Annotated in this window: 12 protein-coding genes; 8 read left to right on the top strand and 4 right to left on the bottom strand. The window is 69.6% G+C overall.

Annotation, left to right across the window (positions count from 1 at the left end; all coding sequences use genetic code 11):
• Positions 1-30 precede the first annotated feature (30 nt).
• The 6 genes from ACWEBX_RS28620 (at position 31) to ACWEBX_RS28595 (ending at position 4,823) form a co-directional block, all read left to right on the top strand.
• On the top strand, positions 31-1,554 hold the full coding sequence (locus ACWEBX_RS28620; RefSeq protein WP_451887678.1) for an alpha/beta hydrolase: 1,524 nt from the start codon (positions 31-33) through the stop codon (positions 1,552-1,554).
• A gap of 13 nt (positions 1,555-1,567) precedes the next feature.
• Entirely contained in the window at positions 1,568-2,776 is a 1,209-nt protein-coding gene (locus ACWEBX_RS28615) for an RNA-guided endonuclease InsQ/TnpB family protein (RefSeq protein WP_451887677.1), read from the top strand.
• Between the two features lie 215 nt (positions 2,777-2,991).
• Entirely contained in the window at positions 2,992-3,432 is a 441-nt protein-coding gene (locus tag ACWEBX_RS28610; protein WP_451887676.1) for a VOC family protein, read from the top strand.
• 127 nt (positions 3,433-3,559) lie between these two features.
• A complete protein-coding gene (locus ACWEBX_RS28605) occupies positions 3,560-3,922 on the top strand; it encodes a MazG-like family protein (protein ID WP_451887675.1) in 363 nt (120 codons plus the stop codon).
• Entirely contained in the window at positions 3,919-4,203 is a 285-nt protein-coding gene (locus ACWEBX_RS28600) for a hypothetical protein (RefSeq protein ID WP_451887674.1), read from the top strand. Before ACWEBX_RS28605 ends, ACWEBX_RS28600 begins: the two co-directional genes overlap by 4 nt.
• Positions 4,204-4,232: 29 nt before the next feature.
• On the top strand, positions 4,233-4,823 hold the full coding sequence (locus ACWEBX_RS28595; RefSeq protein WP_451887696.1) for an SMI1/KNR4 family protein: 591 nt from the start codon (positions 4,233-4,235) through the stop codon (positions 4,821-4,823).
• Between the two features lie 90 nt (positions 4,824-4,913).
• On the opposite strand, the gene ACWEBX_RS28590 is transcribed toward ACWEBX_RS28595, so the two are convergent.
• Positions 4,914-6,536, bottom strand: coding sequence for a glycoside hydrolase family 76 protein (locus tag ACWEBX_RS28590; protein ID WP_451887695.1), 1,623 nt, complete (start codon positions 6,534-6,536; stop codon positions 4,914-4,916).
• Positions 6,537-7,236: 700 nt separating this feature from the next.
• Positions 7,237-8,493, bottom strand: a complete 1,257-nt coding sequence (locus tag ACWEBX_RS28585; protein WP_451887673.1) for a HEAT repeat domain-containing protein — start codon at positions 8,491-8,493, stop codon at positions 7,237-7,239.
• Between the two features lie 101 nt (positions 8,494-8,594).
• On the opposite strand from ACWEBX_RS28585, the gene ACWEBX_RS28580 reads away from it, so the two are divergent.
• Positions 8,595-9,842, top strand: a complete 1,248-nt coding sequence (locus tag ACWEBX_RS28580) for a S1 RNA-binding domain-containing protein (protein WP_451887672.1) — start codon at positions 8,595-8,597, stop codon at positions 9,840-9,842.
• A 36-nt stretch (positions 9,843-9,878) separates the two neighbouring features.
• Here the strand turns inward: ACWEBX_RS28580 and ACWEBX_RS28575 are convergent, their stop codons facing one another.
• Together ACWEBX_RS28575 and ACWEBX_RS28570 are read right to left on the bottom strand one after the other, a co-directional pair.
• A complete protein-coding gene (locus ACWEBX_RS28575; protein WP_451887671.1) occupies positions 9,879-10,448 on the bottom strand; it encodes a hypothetical protein in 570 nt (189 codons plus the stop codon).
• 12 nt (positions 10,449-10,460) lie between these two features.
• The gene (locus ACWEBX_RS28570; RefSeq protein WP_451887670.1) at positions 10,461-10,655 is read right to left on the bottom strand and encodes a hypothetical protein; all 195 of its coding nucleotides are present in this window, start codon (positions 10,653-10,655) and stop codon (positions 10,461-10,463) included.
• Between the two features lie 76 nt (positions 10,656-10,731).
• Here ACWEBX_RS28570 and ACWEBX_RS28565 point away from each other — a divergent pair, with 76 nt between their 5' ends.
• On the top strand, positions 10,732-11,244 hold the full coding sequence (locus ACWEBX_RS28565) for a GNAT family N-acetyltransferase (RefSeq protein WP_451887669.1): 513 nt from the start codon (positions 10,732-10,734) through the stop codon (positions 11,242-11,244).
• Positions 11,245-11,508: the final 264 nt, after the last annotated feature.

The raw sequence follows: 11,508 nt of genomic DNA, 5'->3' as shown, positions 1-11,508 counted from the left end.
GCCGCCGCGGAAGGCGACGCGGCTCCCTCCGTGGCGACGCTGAGACTGGACTGGCGAGCCTGCGCCGGGAACAGCGCGTACGACTGCGCGACGGCACGTGTCCCGCTGGACTACTCCAAGCCGCGCGGACGCAGCATCAGACTCGCGGTGGTGAAGCGGAAGGCGACCGGCCCCGGCCGGCGGATCGGGACCCTGTTCTTCAACCCGGGCGGACCGGGCGGTCCGGGAACGGTCCAGATGCCGCAGGACTACGGCTCCTTCCCGAAGAAGGTCCGGGAACGGTTCGACATCGTGAGCTGGGACCCTCGTGGAATCGGCAACAGCACAGCGGTGAACTGCTTCACGAGTCCCGAGGAGGCCGAAGCCTGGAACGCGAGCAAGCCGGCCGGCTTCCCGGTCGGCCGGCAGGAACGCCAGGCGTGGATCTCCGCCTACAGGAAACTGGGACGCCTCTGCGATGAGCGCGACCCCGAGTTGCTGCGCCACGTGTCGACCGAGGACACCGCCCGCGACCTCGACCAGCTTCGCCGGGCCGTGGGCGACCCGAGACTCACCTACTGCGGCATCTCCTACGGCACCATCCTCGGCGCCACCTACGCGAACCTCTTCCCCTCGCGGGTCCGCGCCATGACCCTCGACAGCAACATCGCCCCGACGGCGTGGACGAACCGTGCGAACGACGACGCCCGACTGCCGACGTTCCTGCGCATGGGCTCCGACCGCAGCGCCGCGGCCACACTGGATCAGTTCCTCAAGCTGTGCGGATCCCACCCGGCCCAGTGCGCGTTCTCCGCGGGCAGCCCGCAGGCCACCCGGAAGAAGTTCGACCAGGTGACGGCACGCCTGCGGAAGCATCCGGTAGGCACCTGGACGTACGCCAGGACGGTGGCGGACGCGATCAACAGCCTCTACATCGTCCACCCCGGATGGACCCGACTCGGCGTGAATCTCCAGGATCTGTGGCGGGGCAGAGAGCCGCAGCCCGCCGCCGCCCAGGACACGTCGTCCCTCCCCTACCCGATCCCGTACACGGGCGAGGAGCAGGCCGGGGCCGTGTTCTACGGAGACAGCCCGAACCCACGTGACCCAAGGGTCTACCACCCGATCGAAGAGGCGAGTGCGGCCCGGACGGGCGACGCCGGGCGCTTCTGGACATGGGCCGCCGAGCCGTGTGCCACGTGGCCGGCGACAGCCGCGAACCGCTACACCGGTCCGTGGAACAAGCCCACCGCCAACCCGATCCTGGTCGTCGGCACCGCCTACGACCCCTCCACGCCCTACCAGGACGCCCAGGCCATGGCCAAGGAACTGGCCGACGCCCGTCTGCTCACCAACACCGGTTACGGGCACACCGCGCTGCTCAACCCCAGCAGTTGCATCAACGCCCACGCGAGCCGCTATTTCATCGGGTTTCTCCTTCGTGGATACCCCGGCTTTCAGGCCGGGGAGGAAACGAAGCTTCTGCGGAGCAGGGCCGGGGAAGCCGGTTCGTCGGCAGGGCGGACCGGTGTGCACCGCCCACCGGCGGACAGTCGTTGCTTTCAAGGGATTTGATACCGTGTGAGATATGACGCAGCGGGTCAAGCGGGCTTTCAGGTACCGCTTCTATCCGGCGGAGGAGCAGGCGGCCGAGCTGTCGCGTACGTTCGGCTGTGTCCGTCTCGTGTACAACAAGGCGTTGGAGGAGCGGACCCGGGCCTGGTACGGCGAGCAGCGTCGTGTGTCTTACGCGCAGTCGTCCGCCGCGTTGACGCGGTGGAAGAAGAGTGAGGATCTTGCCTTCCTGGCGGAGGTTTCCTCGGTGCCGTTGCAGCAGGCGTTGCGGCATCTTCAGACGGCTTTTGGGAACTTTTTCGCCGAGCGGGCCAGGTACCCGCGGTTCAAGTCGCGGAAGAAGTCGAGGGCGTCGGCGGAGTACACCCGGTCCGCCTTCACGTGGCGCGGTGGACGGCTGACCTTGGCGAAGATGACCGCACCGCTGGATGTGCGCTGGTCGCGGCCGCTGCCTGCTGGGGTGGAGCCGACCACGGTGACCGTGTCGCGTGACGCTGCGGGGCGCTGGTTCGTGTCCCTGCTCGTCGAGGACACCCCCCTCCCGGTCCCGGCCACCGCGGCGGCGGTCGGCATCGACGCCGGGATCGCCTCTCTGGTGACCCTGTCCACCGGTGAGAAGATCGCCAATCCGGGGCACGAGCGCCGTGATCGTGCCCGGTTGGCCCGTGCACAGCGTGAACTCGCCCGCAAGGCCAGGGGCTCGGCGAACCGGGCCAAGGCCCGCCGCAACGTCGGCCACGTTCACGCACGGCTTGCCGACCGGCGCCGCGACTTTTTGCACAAGCTGTCGACTCGTCTCGTCCGCGAGAATCAAACGGTCGTGATCGAGGACCTCTCCGTCCGCAACCTGCTGAAGAACGGCAGGCTCGCGCGCGCCATCTCGGATGCGGCCTGGACGGACCTGCGCATGATGCTGGAGTACAAGTGCGCCTGGTACGGGCGCGACCTCGTCGTGATCGACCGTTGGTTCCCCAGCAGCAGGCTGTGCGGGGCCTGCAAAACGATCGCCGCGAAGATGCCGCTCAACGTCCGCGAGTGGACATGCGACTGCGGCGCCCTGCATGACCGCGACGTGAACGCGGCACGCAACATTCTGGCCGCCGGGCTGGCGGCATCTGCCTGTGGAGACGGTATGAGACCTCAACGGGAGTCCTCCCGGACGGGGCAGTCGTCGCTGAAACAGGAAACCCAGCGGGCGACCGCCGGAATCCCCCGCCTCTAGGCGGGGGAGGAAGTCAACAACGGCACCCTTCCGCGCCCGGGGACGAAGTGCGCTCAGGACGATCCGCCCTTCTCCACGCCCTGACACACGGCGGGCGCCCCTGCCGGAAGGAGCCGGTCCGTGCCCGAAACGGCGGCGCGGACCGGCTCGCACGACTCCGAGTGCAGGCGGGTCGACGCCGTGCTGCCCCACATCGAGTCGTTAGGCTCAGAGACATGACTGTTCAGCGGATGGACAACGTCGCCATCGTCGTCGACGATCTGGTCGCGGCTGTCGCCTTCTTCACCGAGCTCGGCCTGGAGCTGGAGGGCGAGGCGCAGATCGAAGGCCTCTTCGCGGACCTCACCGTCGGACTCGACGGCGTCCGGAGCGACATCGCGGTCATGCGGACCCCGGACGGCCACAGCAAGCTGGAGCTGACCAAGTACCACAACCCCGCGGTATCCGAGGCCGAGCCCCGGAACCCTCCGCCCAACACGCTGGGCCTGCATCGCGTCATGTTCGCCGTCGACGACATCGACGACACCATCGCCCGACTGGGCGCCCACGGCGCCGAACTCCTGGGCGAGGTGGCGGAGTACGAGAACATCTTCCGGCTCTGCTACCTCCGCGGCCCCGCGGGCATCATCGTCGCCCTGGCCGAACAGATCGGCTGACGCCGGCCGGAGGACGGCTTTCGGGCACTGTTCGTACGGGCTGCCGGCCGGATGCTGGGATCATCGCGGACGTGGCGGCCGACCGGTCCCGCCTGAAGCCCGCGCCCCCTGAAGGAGACACCCCGCCGTGGACGGCACCGTCTGGGACACCATCGAGCAACTCGCCCGCCGCTTCGAGGAACACGACACCGCGCTCGGCCTGGACCAGGCGGAGCAGTGGAGCCTGCAAGTGCTCAAGATCGCCGAGGAGACCGGAGAGGCGTCCCAAGCCGTCATCGGAGCCCGCGGCACCAACCCCCGCAAAGCGACCACGCCGTGGGAGGACGCTCACGCCGAAGTCGCGGATGTGGCCATCACGGCCCTGGTCGCCCTCGCCCGCATGCGCCCGGACGACGCCGCGGAGTACCTCGCCCGGCATCTGGCCGCCAAGTCGGCCAAGTTCCTCTCCCCGGATCCGGTGACCGTCCCGGCTCCGACGGATCCGGCATGACGGAGGGACGGTCGACGCAGCCGCCACGAGCACCAGATGTCTGCGTCGGCGTCATACCGATCGGCGACCCGAGCGCGAAGGGTACGGCGACCATGGCGTTGACGACCGTCACGACCGTCTCCGTCGACGGAGTGCCCCAGGGACATCGGCGGATCGACGAGGGAACCGGAATCGAAGCCGACGCGCGCCGCCTCGATCCGCAGTCCGCCCAGAAGGGGCTGACGATCCAGACGTACCGCACCACCACCGGTCGCCCGCGGTACGAGGGCGCCACGGCATGACGACAGATTGGACCGTGGAAGCCCGACGCATCGCTCGTGGAAGGCGCTTCGACGAGCTCAGCTCTCCATCCGCGGGGCCGGCCGCCGCTCCGCCACCTCTGTCCGAAGCGGAGATCCGTGCCGCGGAGGCGGAGTTGGGCGTCACGTTCCCGGACCAGTACCGCGCGTATCTGCTCCGGCAGAACGTCGGCGGCGCCGTGAACCGCCTCTGCCGATCCGCCGCGGGATGGGGCTGGCACGGGGACTCGAGCACCAACTACGCCCTGCTCACCTCCGACTTCCCGCATCCCGACTCCTGTCGTGCCTACGAGGATGGGCTGGACGAACGCGAGCCGCGTGCCCAGGACTTCCCTGATCACGATGCCTACCAGGCGGCCTGGGAGCAGTGGGACGCCGAGTACGAGGTGTTCCAGGAGCGGAAGACATCCGGCGCCGTCTTCATCCAGGACAACGGCTGTGGCTTCTCGACCCTGCTCGTCGTCACCGGTCCGCACCGCGGCTCACTGTGGTTCGACGGCCGGGCCACCTGCGACCGGATCCTTCCTCTGAACCTGGACGGCCGCCCCGTGTCGTTCACGGACTGGCTGGCTCGTAAGTCGATGGATCTGGTCCAGTGGTGACACTGCCGGCCCCGGCATCGGGTGAAGCCGGGCCGGTCGGTGGATCACCGCAGGCCCGCGCTCCGGGCGCGGCGGCTCCTCGGACGCGTGTCAGCCCGCGGCGGCCGTGAGTGCTCCGAGCGCGCTGGCCTGGGTGCGCCAGTCGGTCTGGTTGGGGAGGGTGCCGGCCCAGCGTTCGCCGAGGGCGTTGAGGGAGGTGCGGTCCCGCGCCCACAGCGTGTCCTCCTGCTTCTGGACGTAGCTCTGGTAGGTGCCGGAACCGGTGGCCTTCGCGAGGTCGGCGAAGTTTCGCAGGAAGATGCCCTTGAACTGCTTCTGGTTGTCGTCGCAGGACGCCGGGCCGACGTCGCAGGACTCGGTGAGCACTCCGTCCCGGGTGAGCGTCGGGCTGCTCATGGCGGCGTCGGCCAGAGCCCGCGCCGTGGCCAGCAGCGAACTGTCCCCGGTCGACTTCCACAGCTCGGTGAAGGCGCCGATGGCCAACCCCTGGTTGTAACTCCACACGGTGCCGCCGTTGTTGGCGCAGGCGGAGGTCAGCCCGTCGTTCACCAGGCCGGAGGAGTTGATCATCCCGCTCGACCTGTACCAGGCGGCGGCGGTCCTTGCCCGCTGAAGCCATACCGTGTCACCCGGGATGCGCTGGTGCAGCGCGGTGGCCAGCCAGAGGTACTGGCCGTTCGTGACGGCGTTCTTGTAGGTACGTTCCCGGTCCCACCACACGCCGCCTCCGCAGGTGCCGGTGTCCCAGTACTGCTGGACGTAGCCGGCGATGGTCACGGCCTCGTCGAGATAGCGGGAGTTGCCCGTGTAGTCGTACGCGTCGATCCAGGCGATGGCCCACCAGCCCGAGTCGTCGATGGATCGGCTGATGAAGTGCCCCTCGATCGCGTCCGAACTGCGCACGCCGGCCGCGAAGGTGCCCTTGTTCTGATCGAAGGTGCGCGCGACGGCCCAGTCGTAGTCGTGCGTGCCCGTCGTCCTGGCGAAGTCGACGAGTGAGGTGAGCGTGGCGGCGGAGTTCCACCAACTGCTGGGCCACCAGCCGTTGTAGGGATCGTACGAGGACATGAGCACGTCCGCCGCGGCGCGCGCCCGGGCCGGCGCGGGCCTTACCCACGCGGTGCAGCTTCCGTCCTGGTGGCCGGCCTCGCGGCCGCACGCGCGGACCGCGCCGCCGTAGAGGAGGCCGCGCGGATCGCGGGTGGCGTACATCGTCGTACGGGTGCCGGCGGCGCCCTGCGGGACGGCGGTGCGGCCGAGGGAGGAGCCGTCCGGCCAGGTCGAGCCGCCGTTCCAGGAACGGTCGAGCCAGATCTCGTCGCCGCCGGCACCGGATTCGATGCTCGCCCAGGCCATGGAGTTCCTCTGGTCGACGTGCAGGCGGATGGTACGGCCGTAGAGGGTGGTGGACGGCACGGGCTGGTCGTCGCCGGCCGCCTGGCCCGGGTCGGTGCGGTCGCAGAGCGTGTCGCAGACGGCGGGATAGGCCCAGTCGGTGCAACCGACGGCGGCGGCGTCGCCGCAGGCCCGGACCAGTCCGCGTCGGTGGTTGCGGGGATCGGTGATGTTGTACATCAGCGTCCTGGTGCCGGTCCAGGTACCCGGTACGGCCGCCTTGCCGAGCAGTCCGTCCCAGGTGGCACCGCCGTCCCAGGAACGGTCGAGCCACACGGAGTCGCCGGTCACGCCGCCGTCGATGCTGGCCCACGCCATGTCGTCCGCGTCGGAGACGTGCAGTTCGAGGCGGCGGCCGTTGAGGCTCTTGTTCGGTACCGGAAAGCTCTCCTGTCGCGCCAGCGACGGGTCCAGCGTGTCGCAGGCCAGTACGCACACCTGGGTGGCGGCGGCCGCGGGCGACGCGGCCGGGAGGAGTACCGCACACGCGAGAACGGCCGCGAAGAGGAAACTGAGGAACCGTGGTCCGACAACGATGTCGGCGCTGCGCAAGGTCACCGGAACTCGCCTCGATTTCACGATGGAGGATGCCGGGCGGCGGGCGCGACCGAGGCCGACGGCCCTGCGGCGAGCCGTACGGGCGGCAGTTGAGCCTGGTCCGTACCTTCTTCAAGGCAGTGAATCCACTTGGCGCGTTCCTGTCAACGTGGCCAACAAGGCTTTCCCGCACGGCAGTTGATGGTGACGACGACGACCGGGTCAGCCGACCCTTGGGGTGCGTTGGCCCGCTGCGTCGGAGATCCGCACTCGGGAGAACGCCTGCCATCACCTCCCATGCTCACCATGATCTTCACTGTCGGGCTGGCGTTCCTCGGTTACCCGGCGACGTATGCCAACGGTCTGCGTCTCACTCAACGGCAGGCCCGACTGGACCGGGTCAACGCGCAGTTGAACAACTTCTACGGCCCTCCCACTCCACTCAGGCCCTGGTGTCCGGCGCATCAGCTCAGAGCGGACGTCAGCCTTGGGCGTACGCGCCGGACGCCCGCAACAGCCTGATCGCCGCGATCCGCTGGTGGCGCGGACGGTCCTCGGCCGACAGTGCGCGCAGCAGCTCGCGCGGTACGCGGTCGGCCCACGGCCGCAGAGCCGCGGTCGCCTGCCGGACCACTCCGGCCGACGGGTCGTCCAGGAGCGGCTGTACGTCGTCGACGCGCACCGCGTCGAGCGCGCGAAGTCCTGCCACGGCGGAGGCACGCACGGCGGGGGCCGGGTGCGCGAGCAGTGTCCGGACCAGGTCCGCGTCCTCGCGAACCCCGCACTCGCCCAGGCCCACCGCGGCGGCGGGCCTGGCCGCGGGGTCGGCACACATTGCGCGGTACAGCGGTGCCGGGTCGGTGCCGCCTTGCCTCAGCACCCATCGGGCGCACGCCCGCACCATGGCGGACCGGTCGGTGAGATACGGCTCGGCGTCGGGGTGCCGCCCGGTGCGGCGTAGCGCGGTCACCCCCGCCGACCTGACCTGGGGCTGCCGGGACCCGAGCAGCGGCACCACGACCTCGGTGAACGCGTCTGAGGTGCCTTCACCGAGGGTGGCCACGGCCGCTTCGGCGCACAGGGACTGCACTACGACGTCGCGGTGGCGGGCGGCGGTCCGAGCGAGCCGCGCCGCGGGGAGCAACCGTCGCTCGACGGCGACGCGGTGCGCGAGGCGTGCCGTGTCCCGGTCGCCGCTGTCGAGCAGCGCCTCGGTTCGTGCGGCCAAGCCCGCGCGCAGCGCGCCGGTCAGAAGGTCCTGAGCGAAGTCACCCCGGGAACGGCGGCCGACCCGCAGGATCAGCGCGGTGTGCGCGGCCAGCAGGTGCGGGGGTGTCCCGGCCACGAGCACGCGAGCGCGTTCGCGTACCGGTCCCACCCAGTCCGCGCAGCGGATGACGACCAGCGCCAGCAGGGCGGGCCGCTCCTCGGCATGGTTCAGCGCGGCCTCGCGGATCCGGCCGTCGGGGTGGCAGAGAGCGATGGCGAGTTCGGCGTCACCTGGCTTCCGGGGCCAAATGAAGGTGAGCAAAGACCTGTCCGGACCCCAGTTCATCCGCCGCCCGGACGGCGACGCGTTCGAGTGGAACAGCTCCGGCAGTTGCCAGGCCAGTTCACGGACCGCGAAGTCGAGATCGATCCAGGAGTCCGGATCCGTCACATCGAGTACCTGGTCCAGAGCGACTCCGGCAGCCAGTCGCCTGACGGCCTCGTACGACTCGACTTCGCTGGTCGGCATGGGTGAAGCCTAGACAGCGTCCTGCTGGATCCCGTCGCCGGGGAGCGTGCCGGGTCGCACTACGCTCCTGCTACGAAGTCGATCGGCAGTCGGGCGGCTTCGTGAGCGACCACGGGAGCATTGTGCCGCCTTACGCCTACCGCATCACCAAGTACGACCCTGCCGACCGCGACGAGCGCGGCGGCTATATCGGCGCCGAGGACACGATCAGCGACCATGGGCCGGTCGAGGCGGCCTACCTTCAGGCGGTTGCCGCGTTCGCCGAGGACACCGGGGTGGACCGTCTGCACATCCGTGAGCCCGGGGTCGTCGGCCTCGCGCACTTCGGGAGGGAGCCGACCGTCGACGGCCACGGCCTTGCCGGGCTCTTCCCTCCCGACCTCAGCGGGTTCCACGATGGCGCGGAAGTATCGCCGGCCGTTGGCCTCGAGCTGGTCCGGGGCATGCTCCGGGACAGTGGCGCCTGGTGCTCTCTCGAGGTCGAGGGCAGGTTCGTCGTGCACGTCGGATGGGATCAGCACGTCTATGTCACCAGCGAGGATCCCTGCGAGGACGCTCTCGTCCGCACCCGGGCGCTCGGACTCTTCCCGGAGCGGCTCGAGATCTCTCCGTACGCCGCGGATCTCGATGAACCGGGCGTACAACGGCCCGCCGACGAAATCTTCTGGGCCCGACTGCGCTGGTCCCTCGCCCTGCGGGAGGCGGCGATCCTGGAGGAGGGATACATCCACGGCGCATGCCGCTGGCACCGTCTTACCGAGGACACCCTCGACGCGGTACGCGCCCGACTCACCCCTCGTGCCCAACTGGCCGTCTGGCCGGAGTTGTTCAGCGACGTCGACGCCGTCCTCGCCACCCTGCCGGAGGACGAAACGGTGGAGCTCGTCTGGGAGGACGAAGACGGGTTGATCTCCAGCGTCATCGCCGACGAATCCGAGCACTTGGAGCTGACCGCACTGGTTGCCGGTGCCCGGGCCGCCGTGGCCCTTTCTCTGTCCGTCGACGAACGGCACCCGCTGTTCACCGCGGTTCTGCCCGACAGCGACGGCGTCCTGCGTGCCCGGTGGAGGACGGATCCGACGCCGAGCGACCGCGACTGGGCGTTCCTGAAGAGGCTCCGCCCTGGCGAGATCTGCTCCGGCACCGTCACGAAGATCGCCGACTTCGGTGTGACCTTCGTGGACATCGGGGGCTTCATCGCGATGATCAACATTCCGGAACTGTCCCGGCACCACGTCGATCACCCCACCGAGGTCGTCCGTGTCGGTCAGCGGATCTCGGCCGTCGTCCTTGACGTGGACTTGGTGCGGGAGCGGGTGTCGCTGTCCCTCAAGGCACTGGAGCGCTGACACCGCTCAGGATGCACGGCGCGGGCGCCGGGTCCGTCACCCCGGCAGCCGACGTACCTCGTTGTCGTCCGACACCTCGTACACCTCGATCCGCAGCACGTCGCGGACGTGGCGGGGTACGCGCTCGACGGCCTTCACCGACGAGGACGGCACGACGAGCGCGTACCGAATTCGGGCGTCCTGGCTCGTCATGCGGCGCAGAAGTTGGCCGTAGGCGATGTCGGCGTCGATCCCCTTCTCGCTGGTGCGGCCCTTGGCCTCGCAGATCAGCCGTTCCTCGCCGCGTACCGCTTCGAGGTCGGTCCAGCGGTCCGTGGGTTCGACGGGTGTCCAGCCCTCGGCCAATAGCCAGGTCCGGAAGGCGTCGAGGACCCGGTCCTCGTCGCTCGCCCTGGCCAGGATCTTCCGCAGCGCGGCCAGGTCGGACTCCTCGTCGCGGCACAGCCGCCCGCGTCCGTCCGCTTCCAGGTCCGCGGGACGGACCACGGCCAGCCGCAGGCCATGGCCCGGGATCTCGGTCTCGCGGCGGGCGTCGTACAGAGCCCGCTGCTCGCCCCGGTGGACACCGCTGACGGTGAGCCGGTCCGGCTTGTCGAAGTGCGGCACCGGCCGGTCGTGCTACAACTCCCTGTATTCGAGCACCAATTGGTGGCCCGGCCAGTATGCGTCGACGGGCAGCCGGGACCGTCGGCCACCGGCGCCGGGATCTCCCAGCAGCCAGTCGAACCGGTGTTGCGTCAGGGCCGATTCACCGAGAATCCGATCACACAGCCCGACGACGTACGCCTCGTCGCTGTCGTCCCTCGCTCCCATGGCCGGCATCCCGCCAGGGGCCACCGACATCGGGGAATCGAGCAACGTGCGGCCGGTCGCACTAGGGTCGTGGGACATGACCGTGCTGCGTGGCGCTTCCGTCGTCCTCCGGCCCACCGTCCCGGAGGACATCCCCGCCTTGGCCACCATCCGGGCCACCCCGGAAGTACGGGCGCGATGGCGGGGCGGGGACGATCTCGAGGCGGACCTCGCGGCCGATCTCCAGGACCCGGACACCCGATGCCTGACGGTGGACCACGACCGGCGGATCATCGGCATGATCCAGTGGCACGCCGAGGAGGAGCCGGACTACCGGCATGCCGGCATCGACCTCTTCCTCGATCCCGGGGTGCACGGCAGAGGCCTGGGCACCGACGCCGTACGGACTCTGGCCTGCCATCTCATCGACGTCCAAGGCCATCACCGCCTGATCATCGACCCGGCGGCCGACAACGCCGCGGCGATCCGCTGCTACGCCAAGGTCGGCTTTCGTCCGGTCGGCGTCATGCGGCGCTACGAGCGTGGCCTGGACGGCAGTTGGCACGACGGCCTTCTGATGGACCTTCTGGCCGACGAGGTGGTGCGCTGACCGCCATCGGCTGCCGACCGGGCTGTGCAGGCGCCCGCACCCCGCGATAGCGTCGCACTGACGAGAATTCTCGTCAGTGCGACGCTATTTGGTACGGCGCTCTGTCATGCGCCGTTGCTTGCTTCGAGGGGGAGCCATGACACAGGCACTGCTCGCCGGGCGGTACCGGCTAAGACATCGTTTCATTTGGTGAGGCGGCGGTGGCAGATGAGGGCTGCGGCGATGCCGACGAAGGCGAGGAAGTGTTCGGCCTTGCGCTCGTAG

This window comes from Streptomyces sp. NPDC005070 (genome assembly GCF_053600395.1).
Note: the sequence above shows the minus strand (reverse complement) of the source record. Positions and strands in the feature narration are given on the sequence as shown.

Coding starts and splice junctions, on each gene's coding strand:
- ACWEBX_RS28615 (WP_451887677.1), top strand. CDS start 1,568: ATGACGCAGCGGGTCAAGCGGGCTTTCAGGTACCGCTTCTATCCGGCG.
- ACWEBX_RS28610 (WP_451887676.1), top strand. CDS start 2,992: ATGACTGTTCAGCGGATGGACAACGTCGCCATCGTCGTCGACGATCTG.
- ACWEBX_RS28600 (WP_451887674.1), top strand. CDS start 3,919: ATGACGGAGGGACGGTCGACGCAGCCGCCACGAGCACCAGATGTCTGC.
- ACWEBX_RS28590 (WP_451887695.1), bottom strand. CDS start 6,536: ATGGCGTGGGCCAGCATCGACGGCGGCGTGACCGGCGACTCCGTGTGG.
- ACWEBX_RS28585 (WP_451887673.1), bottom strand. CDS start 8,493: ATGCCGACCAGCGAAGTCGAGTCGTACGAGGCCGTCAGGCGACTGGCT.
- ACWEBX_RS28570 (WP_451887670.1), bottom strand. CDS start 10,655: ATGGGAGCGAGGGACGACAGCGACGAGGCGTACGTCGTCGGGCTGTGT.
- ACWEBX_RS28565 (WP_451887669.1), top strand. CDS start 10,732: ATGACCGTGCTGCGTGGCGCTTCCGTCGTCCTCCGGCCCACCGTCCCG.